The organism is Lentzea sp. NPDC060358 (assembly GCF_042725365.1).
In the GTDB taxonomy this organism is placed as follows: Bacteria; Actinomycetota; Actinomycetes; order Mycobacteriales; family Pseudonocardiaceae; genus Lentzea.
Genome location: NZ_JBHXCW010000195.1, coordinates 1 through 15,222, shown reverse-complemented (window position 1 = coordinate 15,222; position 15,222 = coordinate 1). Strand labels below are relative to the sequence as shown.

Genomic DNA, 15,222 nt, shown 5'->3' with positions numbered 1-15,222 from the left:
GCGTGAGGTCGTGGCCATGGTGGAGAAGGCGACGCGCGCCTGACGTGCGTCGCCGCACGGCGGGGGAGTGCGCGAGTGGCCTCCGGCTCAGACGGTCGGCACGGTCCCGCCGTCGATCACGTACTCGGCGCCCACGATCGCCGCGGCGCGGTCGGAGGCCAGGAACCCGACCAGGTCCGCGATCTCCGCGGGCTTCGCGAACCGACCCAGCGGCACTCCGCCGAGGGAGTCGTAGATGGTCTGCTTCGCCGCCTCACGGGTGAGCCCGTTGCCCTCGGCGATGCGGTCCACGAACCTCTCGTAGGCCTCGGTCTCGATGCCGCCGGGACTGATCGCGTTGACCCGCACGCCGCGCGGCGCGAGTTCGTTGGCGAGCCCCTTGCTGTACGTGCGCAGCGCCGCCTTCGCCGCCGCGTAGGCCAGGGTCGCGTCGTGCTGGGGCAGTTCGCGCTGGATCGAGGTGAAGTGCAGCACGACGCCCCGGCCGGCCTCGGCCATCGCCGGGACCAGGGCCCGGTCGAGCCGCACCGCGCCCAGGAGGTTGAGGTTCAGCTCGGCGAGCCACTGGTCGCCGGTGATGACCGCGAAGCCACCGGCCGGCGTCGAGGAGCCCCCGACGACGTGCACGAGGACGTCGAGCGGGCCGCCGGTCTCGGCGATGCGCGCGGCCACCGCGGCGGTGCCCTCGGCGGTCGTCGTGTCCGCTGCGATGAACCGGTCGGGGCGCTCGTACCCGTCGGGCATCGTCCTCGCCGTCACGAAGACGTCGGCACCCATCTCCCGCAGCCTCCGCACGACGGCCTCGCCCGAGCCCTTCGACCCGCCCGTGACCAGTGCCCTGCGACCGTCGAGACGATCGCGATCCGAACCAGACATTTCTCTCTCTTCTTCGACGGTGGGCGTGCCGCGGACCCGGTCAGGCCGGGTGGTTGGCGATGACGAGCTCGGCGATGCGGTCGCCGCGCAGGGTGAACCGGTAGTCGAGCTCGGCGACGCCGCCGGGGAAGGTGCCCTCGAGCCGCACGGTCACCACCCAGCGGGTGTCGTCGGCGCGGTGGGCGCCGAGCTGCTCGGTCGTGTACTCGAACTCGGAGCCGGCGTCCCGCAGGAACGCGTGGGCCTCCTCGCGGCCGCGGACGGTCTCGCCCTGGTCGACGAGCACCACGTCGTCGGTGAAGAACGACGAGGCGGTGCCGGCGTCGCGGGCGACGTGGGCGGCGAAGAACTCGCGGACGGTGGCGGGGATCAGGTCGGTGTGCTGTGTCATGAGCACACCGTGCGGCCTCGCGGAGAGGGAAGGTCAAGCCGTGGACCCTCCCCCCGGGGGAGAGTCCACAATGCACGGGTGCTGACCATCGGGGAGTTCTCCCGCTTGACCCACCTGAGCGTGCGGACCCTGCGCCGGTACCACGAGGCGGCTCTGCTGGAGCCCGCCGTGGTGGACGAGTCCACCGGGTACCGCTACTACGCCGTCGACCAGATCCCCGCCGCCCAGGTCATCCACCGGCTCCGCGAGCTCGACGTGCCCCTGGGCGACGTGCGGCAGATCCTGCGCACGCCCGACCCCGGTGTCCGGGCGGCCCTGGTCGCAGGCCACCTGCACCGCCTCGAGGAGGCGCTCGACCGCACGCGGGCCGCCGTCGTGTCGTTGCGGCGTCTGCTGCGGCCCGACCCCGCGCCGCTCACCGTCGAGCTGCGCGCGGAGCCCGCCCGGACGGTCGCGGCGGTGGAGGCCGTCATCGGGCACGGCGACGTCGAGGCCTGGTTCGCGGGCGCGATGGCCGAACTGGAGGCGGCCGTCGGCGCCGCCGCGACCGGACCGGCGGGCGGTTGCTACGACAACGCCCTCTTCGAGCAGGAGCGCGGCCACGCGCTGCTCTACCTGCCGACCGACGCGCCACCGCGCACCGGACGCGTGCACCCCGCGGTCCTCCCGGCCGCCGAACTGGCCGTCACCACGCACACCGGCGAGCACGACGGCGTCGAGGTCACCTACGGCGAACTCGGGACCTGGGTGGTGGAGAACGCGATGTCGGTCGCCGGGCCGGTGCGGGAGGTCTACCTCGTCGGTCCCCGCGACTCGGGTGAACCGGCGGAGTGGCGCACCGAGATCGGCTGGCCGGTCTTCCGCGTCACCTGAGGCGGGCGCAGCCCGACGCGGCCGTGGTCCGGCTGACGCCGCAGTGCCGTCGCACGCTGATGGCCGCCCACCCCTTCCCGCGACCGCCGCCGGCCCGGCGGCCCCGTCGCGGTGGCGGGGCTGATCCACCGCGTTCATGCCGGGCACCGACGTGCCGGTGCGCCTGCCGAACGGCTCGCCGTCGTCGTGCGGCGGTGGGAGCACACCCTTACGACCGCCCGTGAGGATGCGTCCGGCTGACCCCGCAGGTCAGACCCGCGGGGTGCCGGAGCAGCCTCGATCACCGGCTGACACAATGGACGAATGGCACTGGGTTACGTCCTCGCTGTGCTGGCGACCCTGGCGTCAGGCAGTGGATCGATCCTGGTGGCGTTGGGCGTCCGGCGCGCCGGCGCCTTCGGCGGACGGTCCCTCGATCTCATCGCTCTCCGGCGCCAGTGGCTGTACTTCCTCGGTCTCGGCGTGGACGTGCTGGGCTTCGCCTGCGCCTCGGTGGCCCTGCACCGGCTCCCGCTGTTCCTCGTCCAGTCGATGCTCGCGTTCAGCGTCGGCGTGACGGCCCTGATCAGCGCCTTCCTCGGCGCCCACCTCCGCACGCGGGGGTGGATCGCGCTGGCCGTCGGCGCGACCGGCCTGGTCCTGCTGGGCATCTCCGCGGAGCCGGGCCCCGCGCACACCCTGCCGCCGCAGTGGCGCTGGGTGCTCGTGGCCACGGTGGTCCCGGTGCTCGGGATCGCGGCCTACGCGCGGCGCCACCGCCACGTCTGGGCGACCGTGGCCCTGGCCTTCGGCTCGGGCGTCGCCTACAGCGTCGTCGGCATCTCGGCCCGCACGATCGACCTCCCGGACCCGGTGTGGCGGCTCGTCCTGGAACCGGCGGCGTGGGCCATCGTGCTCAACGGGATCGCCGCGGCGGTGCTGTTCGCGATGGCGTTGCAGAAGGGCGGTCCGACCGCCGTCACGGCGATCATGTTCACCACCAACACGGCCCTGTCGTCGTTCGTCGGCCTGGTCTACCTCGACGACCGCGTCCGCCAGGGGTACGTGACCGCCGCGGCCGCCGGGTTCGTCCTGGCGATCGCCGGAGCGATCGCCGTCGCCCACTACTCGGCGAACTCGAAGAAGAAGGACAGCGCCGAGGCGCCGGTCGGCGTGCGGGTCTGAGGACTCAGCGGCAGGTCCACACCACCGGCTTGGTCCCGGAGAACCCGGCGATCACCCCGTTCGCCCCGACGGCGCTGGCCGTCGCCTCGGTGGCGAACGGCGCCTTCGGCAGCTCGGCCAGGAACTCGGTGCCCTGCCACACGGCGTAGGTGTAGTCGCCGTCGTCGAGGTAGCCGATGGCGAGCCCGTCCTCGTTGACCTCCTCGACCACGCCGTCGACGGCGAACCGCTCCATCCGCCCGGTCGACTCGTGCCACTTCCACGAGGTGCGGGGGCTGTCGTAGTCGCGGGTGGCGAGCAGGCCGTCCTTCGTCAGGTCGCGCGGGCGGACCGACGAGCCCCAGTCGCCCAGCGAGGTCAGCGCGCCGTCGCGCCACAGCCACACCGGGTCCCACGTGCCGCCGAGCAGCACCGTGCCGTCGTTGCGGATCGCCACCGGGTTCGGGCGCGGCACCTCCGGCGGGGCGATGACGACCGGCACGCCGTCCTCCGCCCGCCACAGCACGGCGGCCTGCGGGAGCGCGCTCGTGCCCCACCACTTGGCGAGCACGTCACCCCGGTCGTTGACGTCGACCAGGGTGAACCACGCCGCGTCGTACCCGGCGGGGAGCGGCAGCGTGCGGTAGCCGGTGCCGGGGGCGTGCGTCATGAGCGCCGCGCCGCCACCGGCCAGCTCCACCCGCCCGATGACCAGGCCCGAGGCGTTCCCGGCGATGGTCACGAACGCGGTGGCGCCCTCCGGCCTCGGCAGCACTTCGACGCCGGCGGAGGTCCAGCGGGTCAACGCGTGGTCGCCCGCGCCACGGGCGGAGGTGTGGAACCCGGACACGCCGCCCTGCGCGTCGACACCGGTGATCCGGAGGGTGGACCAGTCCATGCCGCTCCGGACGGGCAACGGCGAGAGCTGCCAGGTGCAGCCGGGATCGGCCGCGGCAGACGGGGCGAGCAGGCCGGTCGCGACGGTGAGCGCGGCGATCGCGGTGAGGAGGGATCTGGTGCGCATGGCGGTCTCCTCCGTGGTCTGCGGGAGGCGGGAGGAGCGGCGTCGACCACGCCGGAGCCCACGCCCGGATCGGCGTGTTCGCGCGGATGTCCCCCATCGGAGCCCCCCAGGTCTCCTGCGATCACTATGCAGGTGGGGGACAGGGGGCGGCAATCATGATTCCCCGTACGTCGCCGAGGCGGCCGCACCCGAGGCGCGGGCCTGGCTGAACGCGGCGCGGGGACGGCTGGGAGGATTGGCCGGGTGTCGACCGGAACCACTGACATCGCCGAGGCGGTCGCCGTCCTGCGGGCGGGAGGCCTCGTGGCCCTGCCCACCGAGACCGTGTACGGCCTGGCCGCGGACGCCGAGAACCCGGCCGCCCTGGCGCGCGTCTTCGCCGCCAAGGGGCGCCCGACCACGCACCCGCTGATCGTCCACGTCCGCAGCGGCGAGGACCTGTCCGACTGGGCCGAGGACGTGCCCGCCGCAGCGCGCGTGCTGGCCTCGCACTTCTGGCCAGGCCCGCTGACGCTGGTCCTGCGGCGCGGCCGCCGGGTTCCGCTGGAGGCCACGGGCGGTCTGGAGACGGTGGCGCTGCGCGTGCCGGGGCATCCGGTCGCGCTCGCGCTGCTGGCCGCGTTCGGCGGCGGCGTGGCGGCACCGTCGGCCAACCGGTTCGGCTCGGTCAGCCCGACCACGGCCGACCACGTCCGCGCAGAACTCGGGGACGCCGTCGACTTCGTGCTGGACGGCGGACCGTGCGACGTCGGGGTCGAGTCGACCATCGTCGACGCCACGGCCGACGTCCCGGCCGTGCTCCGGCCCGGCGGCGTGACCGCGGAGGACCTGGAGGCGGTGCTGGGCTTCGCGCCGGCCGTCCCGGCCACGAGCCCCGTCCGGGTGCCGGGCCAGCACCCGTCGCACTACGCGCCGCGGGCGCGGGTCGTCCTCGTCGAGCCGGCCAAGGTCGCCGTCGAGGCGGAGATCCTCCAGGACCAGGGGCACCGGGTGGGTGTCCTGCTGCCCGCGGCCCTCGGCGACACGCCGGTGAACGCGCACGCCGTGGTGCGACTCCCCGGCTCGGCGGCCGGGTACGCGCGGGGCCTGTACGGGTTCCTGCGCGACCTCGACGAGCAGGGCTGCGACGTCATCGTCGCCTCCGTGCCGGAGAGCACCGGGCTGGGGCTCGCGATCGCGAACCGGCTCCACCGCGCCGCAGGCCCCCGGCCCGGCGGCTGAGGGCCGAGTGGCCGGGGGTCAGCCTGGCGGCTGGGCGGCTGGGGGCGGACGGTGGCCGGGGGTCGGCCCGGCGGCTGAGGGCCGGGCGGCGGACGGTCAGACGGCGGCGGAAGCGTCGAGGCCCTTCGCCGCGACGACCCGCGCGCTGCCGTCGGCCAGGCCGTAGCACAGGCCCACGACGGCGGTCCTGCCCGCGGCCACCTTGTCGGCGAGCAGGCGGGAGCGGTCGAGCAGCAGGTCGACGGTGAGGCCGACGTGCTCGGCGAGGATCTCGTCGGCCGACACGCGCCCGGCGGCCCGTGCCGCGAGCACGCTGGGCGTCACCCGTTCGACGACGTCGCGGATGTAGCCGCCGGGCACCGCGCCCTCGTCGAGCGCGGCGCACGCCGCTCCCACGGCACCGCAGGCGTCGTGACCGAGGACCACGACGAGCGGGCAGTCGAGCACCTCGACCCCGTACTCGACGCTGCCGAGCACCTCCGAGCCGACGACGTGGCCCGCCGTGCGCACCACGAACAGGTCACCCAGGCCGCGGTCGAAGATGATCTCGGCGGCCAGCCGGGAGTCCGAGCAGCCGAACAGCACGGCGAACGGGCGCTGCGCCGGGGCGATCTCGGAGCGGCGCACCGCGTCCTGGTTCGGGTGGTCCGGCGTGCCGGCGACGAACCGCCGGTTGCCCGAGAGCAGCAGCTCGAAGGCGTCCTGGGGCGTCGGGGGAGTGGGCTCGGCCATGATCACAACCTAGGTCACGCCGCCGGTCGCCGCCTACCGGCGCGGTGCAACGTCACACCTGGTAGGCGTGCCGCATCACCCGTTCCGCGCCGCGGCTCCGTCCGGCCGGGTCGCCGCCCAGGACGCGAGGAGGGCCAGGTTGTCCGCGGTCGGCGTGCCGGCGGGCGCGGTGTAGACGATCAGGTGCAGGCCGGGTTCGTCCGGCAGTTCCAGCGACTCGACGTCGAGCTCGAGCCGCCCCACGACCGGGTGGTGCAGCCGCTTGCGCCCGGACCGCTGCAGCCGCACGTCCTGCGACGCCCACCGCCGCCGGAACAGCTCGCTGCGCGTCGACAGCTCGCCGACCAGCGAGATCAGCCCCTCGTCGTGCGGATTGCGGCCGGCCTCCAGGCGCAGTTTCGCCGCCGCGTCGGCCACGACTCGGTCGTAGTCGACGAAGAACTCCCCGGCTTCCTCGGGGTGCAGGTAGACGAACCGCGCCGTGTTCGCGGGCCGGCGCGGGTCGGCCAGCACCGGTGCGTACAGCGCGCGGCCGAGCTCGTTCATCGCGAGCACGTCGTAGCGCCCGTTGCGGATCCAGGCGGGCGCGCCGGAGATCGCGTCGAGCACCTGCTGCGACGACGGGCGCACCGACGCGGCCGGGACGCGCCGGCGGCGTGCCGGCCCGGAGCGGCGCGCCAGCCGGAACAGGTGGCCGCGCTCGGCCTCGTCGAGCTGCAGGGCGCGGGCCAGCGCGTCGAGCACGCCGTCCGAGGCGCCGGCGAGGCTGCCGCGTTCCATCCGCACGTAGTAGTCGACCGACACCCCCGCGAGCAGCGCGACCTCCTCGCGGCGCAGCCCCTCGACCCGGCGGCGGCCGCCGTGCGCGGGCAGACCCGCCTGCTCGGGTGTGATCCGGGCACGCCGCGACCTGAGGAACTCCCGGATGTCGGTGCGCGGGTCCGTGGTGGCCATTTCCCCACCGTAGGCGCGCGCCGCGGTCCGGGGGAGGCACTGCTGGTACCCCCCGGCGCGGGGCTCAGGTACCCGTCGCGGTCGTCGCGCCCGAGCCTGCCCGGCGGGGCCTTCGCGGCGATCGCGTCGCCGAGGGCGTCGAGCGTGGCCGCCGTCGTGCCGGGCGGGTCCGCGGACACGGCCAGGACTTCCCCGAACTCGGACAGCCGCCGCTGGGCCCCCGCGCACGCGCCGGCGTCGCGCGAGCTGATCACCACCCGGGCACCCGCCTGGAGAAGGCCGCGCGCAATCATCAGCCCGATTCCCTTGGAGCCGCCGGTGACGAGGGCGCGCTTCCCGCTCAGGTCGAACAGTTCGGTGTGGGTGGAAAGCTTGTTCGCTGCCGTTGTTCTTTGGTCCTCCGTCGTGGAATCAGAGCCGGGAACAACGGTGTCAGGTGGGCTGAACGGCGGGGAGACCCTGGCATCGCGGTACCGCGAGGGCTCCCTCGGCTCGATTCGTCACCAGGTGTTCATCTCAATTGGGTGCCTGGATGTTCTTTGGAAAGTGTCCAGAGGACCTTTACAGCCGCGCGCCGAGAGGGAAAGCGGCGATAATCTGATCGCCGTGTGTGTCCGGTGTCATGGGAAGTCATCTGTCTGGAGTGTGCTCCCTTGTCCGATTCCGGGTCGACCTGGCTGCGCTTCGCCGTCCTCGGTGCGCTCGAGTGCTGGGCGGGCCCGGAGCGGGTGAAGCTCGGCGGGCCCGTGCACGAACGGGTGCTCGTGACGCTGCTGCTCGAACCCGGCCAGGCGGTGCCGGTCGCGCGGCTGGTCGAGGCGGTGTGGGACGACGCCGCGCCGGCGACGGCCAGGCACCAGGTGCGCAAGGCCGTGGCGGTGTTGCGGCAGGTCGTGCCCGGCGGCGCCGGGGTGATCACCACGGAGGGGGCCGGTTACCGCGCGGTCGTCGGCGACGGGGTCTACCTGGACCTCGACGACTTCCTGACCTGCCTCGACCGCGCGCGGGAGGCCGTGGCGGTCGGCCGGACCGCCGACGCGGTGTCGTCGTTGCAGCACGCGGTCGACCTGTGGCGCGGGCCGGTCCTGGCCGGCACCGGTGGCCGGCTGATCGACACGGCGTCCGCGGCGCTGCGGGAACGGCACCTGGCCGCGGTCGAGCAGCTGGTGGAGCTGCGGCTGGGAGCGGGGGAGGCCGTCCGGCTCGTCGGCGACCTCGTGGAACTGGTGACCGCCCACCCGCTGCGGGAGACGTTCCACGCCCAGCTGATGCTCGCCCTGGTCCGCTCGGGCCGGCAGGCCGAGGCGCTGGAGGCCTACACCCGCGTGCAGCGCCTGCTCGCCGACGAGCTCGGCATCGACCCGGACACCAGGCTGACCGGGCTGCGCGACGCGATCCTGCGCAACGACCCCTCGCTGACCGCGACCGGTGCGCCGCCCCTGCTTCCCGAACCGGCCGAGGAGACCACCGCACCGCCGTGCACCCTGCCCTACGACCTGCGCGACTTCACCGGCCGCGAGCAGGAGCTGCGCGACCTGCTCGACCACGCGGGCGAACCGGACGGGCACAGCTCGCGGATCGTGGCGATCGACGGGATGGGCGGCGTGGGCAAGACCTCCCTGGCCGTGCACGCCGCCTACCTGCTCGCCGAGCAGTACCCCGACGGACAGCTGTACGTGGACCTGGGCGGCTTCACGCAGCAGCAGCCGCCGATGAGCGTCGACTCGGTCGCCGAGACGCTGCTCAGGCAGCTCGGCGTGCCCGTCGACCGGATCCCCGGCGACGCCCACGGCAAGGCCGCCGAGTGGCGTGCCATCGCCGCGCAGCGCCGGCTGCTGCTCCTGCTCGACAGCGCGGGCAGCGCCGCGCAGGTGCGCCCGCTGCTGCCGCCCGGCGCGAACTCGATGATGCTGGTCACGAGCCGGGTCCGGCTGGTCGACCTCGACGGCGCGCACTGGATCTCGCTGGGGACGATGTCCTCGGCGAGCAGCCTCGCGATGCTGGCCGACGCGCTGGGGGAGAAGCGGGTGGCCGCCGAGCCGGAGGCCGCCGCCGCGCTGGCGGAGCTGTGCGGGCACCTGCCGCTCGCGTTGCGGATCGCCGCCGCCCGGCTGCACAACCGGCCGCGCTGGCCGATCGCCTACCTGGTCGAACGCCTGGGCAACGAGTCGCGCCGGCTCGACGAGCTGCGGTCGGGGGAGCGCAGCGTCGAGCTGACCCTGAAGCTGTCCTACCTGGGCCTCACCCCGAAGCACCGCGCCGCCCTGCGCCTGCTCGCCCTGCACCCCGGGCACAACAACATCGAGGCCCGTTCGGCGGCGGCCCTGCTCGGCACCGGTGTCGAGGAGGCCGAGGAGATCATGGAGCACCTGCTCGACGTGCACCTGATCCAGCAGCACGAGCTCAGCTACTACGCGTTCCACGACCTGGTGCGCAGCTTCGCGCGCCGCCTCGGCCGCCGGCAGGCCGGCAGCGAGGACGGCGGGGAGGCCGGTGAGGAGGACGAGGCGGCGGTCGCCCGCCTGCTCGGCTACTACGTGCTGGCCACCGACCTGGCCTGCGACCTCGCGTTCCCCGGCCGGGTGGTGCTGGAGCCGGAGCAGTGCGACGACAGCCCCAGCCTGCCGCTGCTGCGGGACGCGGACCACGCGCGCAAGTGGCTCGCCAGGGAGCAGGACGCCCTGCGCAACGCGGTGGTGCTCGCCTACCGGATGGGCCTGCACCGCCACACCGCGGCGCTGGCGCGCAACGCCGTCTTCCAGTTCGACGCCAAGGGCCAGTTCGAGGAGTGCCGGCAGATCGCCGGGATCGCCGTGGCGGCCTCGCGCCGGCTCGGCCACGACGCGCTGCTGCGGGTGAGCCTGTCGAACCTGGCCATCGCGTACTGGAAGCTCGGCCGCTTCTACGACGGGATCGCCGCGGCGACCGAGGGGCTCGAGCTCGCCGTGCGGCTCGGCGACCGGCGGGGCGAGGCCAAGGACACCGGTGTGCTCGGCGTGCTGCTGGGCGGGCTCGGCCGGTTCGACGAGGCGCTGTCGCGACTCCAGCAGTCCATCGCCCTCAAGCGGGAGCTCGGAGCCAGCCGGGCCGAGGCCGAGTCGCTCACCAACCTCAGCACGCTGTACGAACAGTGGGGCCACTTCGAGGAGGCCGCCGCCGCGGCGCTGCGCGCGCTGCAGCTCAACCGGGCGCTCGGGGCCAGGGACAACGAGCTGGTGTCCCTGGCGGACCTCGCGACCGCCCACCTCGGGCTGGACCAGGACGAGGAGGCCCAGCGGTACCTCGACCTGGCGCTGGAGCTGGTCGACGACGCCTCACCCGCCGCGGACCGCGCCCTGGTCTTCGCGCTGTCCGCGAAGGCCGCCCACCGCCGGGGCGACCGCGACCGCTTCACGGCCCTGTTCGGCAGGGCGGTCGTCCTCGGCCGGACCAGCCGGACACCGATCCGGCAGGTGAGGGTCGAGAGCATCCTCGGCGGCCTGGAGCTGGCCGACGGCCGCGGCCAGGCCGCGCTGCAGCTGCACGGCACCGCGCACCGGATCGCCTCCGAGGCGAAGTACCAGGTCGAGAAGGCCCGCGCGCTCCAGGGCCTCGCGCAGGCCCACGAGGCGGTCGGGGACCACACCGCCGCCGTCGAGCGCCGCCGCGAGGCCGACGAGCTGTTCGACGAGCTCGGGATCGGTGCGCGGTTCCGGCGATCGAGCTGACAACGTTGTCGACGGAGCCGCGGCCACCTCGCTGCTCGACCTCGCCGGGTACGAGCGGGGACCGGCCCACGTGACCGTGGTGCTGACGCAGACCGGTCCGCGCGTCGAGTCCGTGCACACCTGGTTCGAACCCGGCGGGCTGTTGTCGCTGCTGGAGTTCTGCACGGGCCTCGACCTCGAGACCGAGCTGGTCAGGATGCTCACCGACGGGCCGGTGCCGAAGCCGGCGGCCACCCGGTCCGCCGCAGTGCGGTTCCTGCGGCCGGGGCCGGGCCGGCTCCAGTCCGTCGCCGGACTGGCCGAGGCGAGCACCGCGCCCGGCGTGGTCGAGGTGAGCTTCCCGCACGAGCCGGGAGACGTGCTGACCGCGCGCGACGCGGGCTTCGTCCTGGCCGCGGGCGCACCACCGGGCCGAATGCCGTGGTGCCGCTGGGGAGAGCTCGTCAGGCCGGGCCGATGGCCTGAGCCTCGCGGTGCTGCAGAACGGTCCGCAGCTCGGGGCGCAGCACCTTGCCCGCCGGGGTCCTGGGAATGCGGTCGAGGGCGATGAACCGCTCGGGCAGCGCGACGCACGCCGCGTCGCGGACCTGCGGCAGGGCGCGCAGCGCGCGGTCCATCTCGTCGAGCGACACCGTCTCCCCGGCGACCTCGGCGATGTTCTTCACCCGTCCGGTGAGGGTGAAGAAGTCCCGCCCGTTCGCCTCCACGCGGAACCCGGGGTCCTGCGAGTGGAACCAGCCGCCGCGGAACGCCTCGCCCGTGGCGTCGTCGTTGCCCAGGTAGCGGGACATGACGTTGAGGCCGCGCATGCACACCTCGCCGACCTGGCCGGGCGGCACCCCGGCGGTGCGCCTCCTCGACACCGTGCTCGGTCACCCGTGTCGATCCCCGATACACTCCACCGCACAGGCTTGGATCCGGCCATCACCGGGGAGCCTCCGGAAGAACGGGCCCCGGGCCCCAGTAGAACCGGACGTCCGTCGCACGTCACGCGGCCAATGGAGTGGCACCCGGCCCGCCGGGTGCAAGCGGGGTGGTACCGCGGGGTCCCGGGCAGGACGTGCCGGGCGCTTCGTCCCCGTGTGGACGGCGTGACTGCCGTTCGTACGACGTGAGACGAAGCGAGGAGCTCTACGGACATGCACCAGGACAGCCAGGCGTCCCCGTTCGCGGCCCTGCCGAACAAGATCGATCTCGGGGAACTCGACCGCGGCATCATCCGGTGGTGGCAGGACAACGACATCTTCGACCGCAGCCTGGCGCAGACCGCCGACGGAAGCCCGTGGGTGTTCTACGAGGGGCCGCCCACGGCGAACGGGATGCCCGGCACCCACCACGTCGAAGCCCGCGTCTTCAAGGACATCTTCCCGCGCTTCAAGACGATGAAGGGCTTCTCGGTCCCGCGCAAGGCCGGCTGGGACTGCCACGGCCTGCCCGTCGAGCTCGCGGTGGAGAAGGAGCTGGGGCTCTCCGGCAAGCCCGACATCGAGAAGATCGGCATCGCCGAGTTCAACGCCCGCTGCCGCGAGTCCGTCCTGCGCCACGTCGGCGAGTTCGAGCAGCTCACCGAACGCATGGGCTACTGGATCGACCTGTCCGAGCCGTACACGACGATGTCGCCCGAGTACGTCGACAGCGTCTGGTGGTCGCTCAAGCGCATCTTCGACGACGGCCGCCTGGTCGAGGACTTCCGCGTCGCGCCGTACTGCGCGAAGGACGGCACGACCCTGTCCGACCACGAGGTGGCGCAGGGGTACGAGACCGTCACCGACCCGTCGGTGTACGTCCGGTTCCCGCTGACCGCGCCGGTGGCCGGGGTCGAGGGCGCCGAGCTGCTGATCTGGACGACCACCCCGTGGACGCTGGTGTCGAACACGGCCGTCGCGGTGCACCCCGGGGTGACCTACGCCGTCGCCCGCACCGAGCAGGGCGTGTTCGTGATCGCCGAGCCGCGCCTGGAGGAGGTGCTGGGCGAAGACGCCGAGGTGCTCGCGACGGTGCTGGGCGCCGACCTCGCGGGCCTGCACTACCGCCGTCCGTTCGACTACGTCGAGATCCCGGACGCCCACATCGTCGTGCTCGCCGAGTACGTCACGACGACCGACGGCACCGGCCTGGTGCACCAGGCGCCGGCGTTCGGCGCGGACGACCTCGCCGTGTGCCGCGCCAACGGGCTGCCCCTGGTCAACCCCGTCGGTCCCGACGGCCGCTTCTTCGCCGAGGTCCCCCTGGTGGGCGGCGTGTTCTTCAAGGACGCCAACGCGGCCCTCGTCGACGAGCTCCGCACCTCGGGCCTGCTGTTCCGCTACGAGGACTTCGAGCACGCGTACCCGCACTGCTGGCGCTGCCACACCGCGCTGATCTACTACGCGCAGCCGTCGTGGTACATCCGCACCACCGAGGTGCGCGATGCCCTGCTGCGGGAGAACGAGAACACGAACTGGTTCCCCGACCGCGTCAAGCACGGCCGCTACGGCGACTGGCTCACCAACAACATCGACTGGGCGCTGTCGCGGTCGCGCTACTGGGGCACGCCGCTGCCGCTCTGGCGCTGCGCGGAGGGCCACATCACCGCCGTGGGCTCGCGCGCCGAGCTCGGCACCCTCGTCGGCGAGGACATGTCCGAACTGGACCCGCACCGGCCGTTCGTCGACGCGATCACCTTCGCCTGCCCCGGCTGCGGGCAGACCGCGACGCGCGTCCCCGAGGTGATCGACGCCTGGTACGACTCGGGTGCGATGCCGTTCGCCTCCCTCGGCTACCCGCACGTCCCGGGCAGCGAGGAGAAGTTCGCGGCCGCGTACCCGGCGCAGTACATCTGCGAGGCGATCGACCAGACCCGCGGCTGGTTCTACACGCTGATGGCGATCGGCACGCTCGTCTTCGACAAGTCGTCTTACGAGAACGTGGTGTGCCTGGGCCACATCCTGGCCGAGGACGGCCGCAAGATGAGCAAGCACCTGGGCAACATCATCGAGCCGGTGCCGCTCATGGACGCGCACGGCGCGGACGCGCTGCGGTGGTTCATGGCGTGCTCGGGATCCCCGTGGTCGGCCCGCCGCGTGGGACCGGGCCCCCTCGACGAGATCGTGCGCAAGATCCTGCTGACCTACTGGAACACGGCGTCGTTCTTCTCGCTCTACGCGGGGTCGGCGTCGTGGGCCCCGGAGACCGCCTGCGCGCCGGCCGACCGGCCCGTGCTCGACCGGTGGATCCTCTCGGAGGTCCACGCGCTGGCCGCCGCCGTGGACGAGCAGATGGAGCAGTACGACACGGCGCGCGCCGGCCGGCTGCTCGCCGACTTCGTCGACGACCTGTCGAACTGGTACGTGCGGCGCACCCGCCAGCGGTTCTGGGAGGGCGACCAGGACGCGCTCGTGACGCTGTACGAGTGCCTCGACGTCCTGACGAGGCTCCTCGCGCCGTTCGTGCCGTTCATCTCGGAGGAGGTCTGGCAGCGGGTGATCCGCCCCGGCAACCCCTCCGCCGCCGAGTCGGTGCACCTCGCGTCCTGGCCGCGGGCCGACGAGCAGCTCGTCGACGCCGGCCTGTCGAAGCAGGTCGCGACCGCGCGGGGCCTCGCCGAGCTGGGCCGGGCGGCGCGCAAGGCGTCGGGCATCCGTATCCGCCAGCCCCTCGGCAACGCCCTGGTCGGGCTCCCGCCGGGCGTGGAGGTCGGCCAGGACCTGCTGGACGACATCGCCGTGGAGCTCAACGTCAAGGTGCTGCAGCCGCTCGACGCGGGCGACGAGGTCGTCGACGTGCAGGTGAAGGCGAACTTCCGCGAGCTGGGCAAGCGCTACGGCAAGCAGACCCAGCACGTCGCGCGCGCGATCTCGGCGGCGGACCCCAAGTCCGTCGTGGACGGCATCCGCGAGTTCGGCAAGGCCGAGATTCCCTTCGAGTACGGCAAGATCACCGTCGAACCGGGTGACGTGGTCGTGACCGAGGTGCCGCGCAGCGGGTGGGTCGTGGAGTCGCAGAAGGGGCTGACCATCGCCCTGGACACGGTGGTGACGCCGGAACTCGAGGCCGAGGGCACCGCCCGCGACGTCGTCCGCGTGGTCCAGCAGGCCCGCAAGGACGCCGGCCTCGACATCGCCGACCGCATCACCCTGTCCGTCGTGGCCGGCGACGAGGTGAGGGAAGTCCTGCGGGTGCACGGGGAGTTCGTGCGGCACGAGGTCCTGGCGACCTCGCTCGAGTTCGCGGACGAGCTGCCCGGCGGTGCCGCGGGCACGGTCGGCAGCGGCTCGGAGATCACCGTGGCCGTGGCCAAGGCCTGACGTCCACTTCGGACT

12 protein-coding genes and 1 pseudogene are annotated in these 15,222 nt (G+C 73.5%); 6 read left to right on the top strand and 7 right to left on the bottom strand.

Annotation, left to right across the window (positions count from 1 at the left end):
- Positions 1-87: 87 nt before the first annotated feature.
- Positions 88-876: an SDR family oxidoreductase gene (locus ACFWGZ_RS31090; RefSeq protein ID WP_382455148.1), complete on the bottom strand. Its 789-nt coding sequence runs from the start codon at positions 874-876 to the stop codon at positions 88-90.
- A 40-nt stretch (positions 877-916) separates the two neighbouring features.
- The gene (locus ACFWGZ_RS31085; RefSeq protein ID WP_382455147.1) at positions 917-1,267 is read right to left on the bottom strand and encodes a nuclear transport factor 2 family protein; all 351 of its coding nucleotides are present in this window, start codon (positions 1,265-1,267) and stop codon (positions 917-919) included.
- A gap of 78 nt (positions 1,268-1,345) precedes the next feature.
- On the opposite strand from ACFWGZ_RS31085, the gene ACFWGZ_RS31080 reads away from it, so the two are divergent.
- The gene (locus tag ACFWGZ_RS31080) at positions 1,346-2,140 is read left to right on the top strand and encodes a MerR family transcriptional regulator (protein ID WP_382455146.1); all 795 of its coding nucleotides are present in this window, start codon (positions 1,346-1,348) and stop codon (positions 2,138-2,140) included.
- A 303-nt stretch (positions 2,141-2,443) separates the two neighbouring features.
- Entirely contained in the window at positions 2,444-3,304 is an 861-nt protein-coding gene (locus ACFWGZ_RS31075; RefSeq protein ID WP_382455145.1) for a hypothetical protein, read from the top strand.
- A 4-nt stretch (positions 3,305-3,308) separates the two neighbouring features.
- Here the strand turns inward: ACFWGZ_RS31075 and ACFWGZ_RS31070 are convergent, their stop codons facing one another.
- Entirely contained in the window at positions 3,309-4,307 is a 999-nt protein-coding gene (locus tag ACFWGZ_RS31070; protein WP_382455144.1) for a hypothetical protein, read from the bottom strand.
- Between the two features lie 243 nt (positions 4,308-4,550).
- Here ACFWGZ_RS31070 and ACFWGZ_RS31065 point away from each other — a divergent pair, with 243 nt between their 5' ends.
- The gene (locus ACFWGZ_RS31065; RefSeq protein WP_382455143.1) at positions 4,551-5,528 is read left to right on the top strand and encodes an L-threonylcarbamoyladenylate synthase; all 978 of its coding nucleotides are present in this window, start codon (positions 4,551-4,553) and stop codon (positions 5,526-5,528) included.
- A gap of 96 nt (positions 5,529-5,624) precedes the next feature.
- Here the strand turns inward: ACFWGZ_RS31065 and ACFWGZ_RS31060 are convergent, their stop codons facing one another.
- The 3 genes and pseudogenes from ACFWGZ_RS31060 to ACFWGZ_RS31050 form a co-directional block, all read right to left on the bottom strand.
- Entirely contained in the window at positions 5,625-6,260 is a 636-nt protein-coding gene (locus tag ACFWGZ_RS31060) for a carbonic anhydrase (protein ID WP_382455142.1), read from the bottom strand.
- Positions 6,261-6,335: 75 nt separating this feature from the next.
- Positions 6,336-7,214, bottom strand: a complete 879-nt coding sequence (locus tag ACFWGZ_RS31055; RefSeq protein ID WP_382455141.1) for a helix-turn-helix transcriptional regulator — start codon at positions 7,212-7,214, stop codon at positions 6,336-6,338.
- 167 nt (positions 7,215-7,381) lie between these two features.
- Positions 7,382-7,567 (bottom strand): annotated as a pseudogene (locus tag ACFWGZ_RS31050) (SDR family NAD(P)-dependent oxidoreductase); the annotation flags it as partial.
- Between the two features lie 300 nt (positions 7,568-7,867).
- Here ACFWGZ_RS31050 and ACFWGZ_RS31045 point away from each other — a divergent pair.
- Together ACFWGZ_RS31045 and ACFWGZ_RS31040 are read left to right on the top strand one after the other, a co-directional pair.
- A complete protein-coding gene (locus ACFWGZ_RS31045; protein ID WP_382455140.1) occupies positions 7,868-10,921 on the top strand; it encodes a BTAD domain-containing putative transcriptional regulator in 3,054 nt (1,017 codons plus the stop codon).
- 196 nt (positions 10,922-11,117) lie between these two features.
- Positions 11,118-11,471, top strand: coding sequence for a hypothetical protein (locus ACFWGZ_RS31040; protein ID WP_382455149.1), 354 nt, complete (start codon positions 11,118-11,120; stop codon positions 11,469-11,471).
- On the opposite strand, the gene ACFWGZ_RS31035 is transcribed toward ACFWGZ_RS31040, so the two are convergent.
- Positions 11,365-11,784, bottom strand: coding sequence for a hypothetical protein (locus ACFWGZ_RS31035; protein ID WP_382455139.1), 420 nt, complete (start codon positions 11,782-11,784; stop codon positions 11,365-11,367). The genes ACFWGZ_RS31040 and ACFWGZ_RS31035 overlap by 107 nt on opposite strands.
- Before the next feature lie 276 nt (positions 11,785-12,060).
- On the opposite strand from ACFWGZ_RS31035, the gene ileS reads away from it, so the two are divergent.
- Positions 12,061-15,207, top strand: coding sequence for an isoleucine--tRNA ligase (ileS, locus tag ACFWGZ_RS31030; protein WP_382455138.1), 3,147 nt, complete (start codon positions 12,061-12,063; stop codon positions 15,205-15,207).
- Positions 15,208-15,222 lie beyond the last annotated feature (15 nt).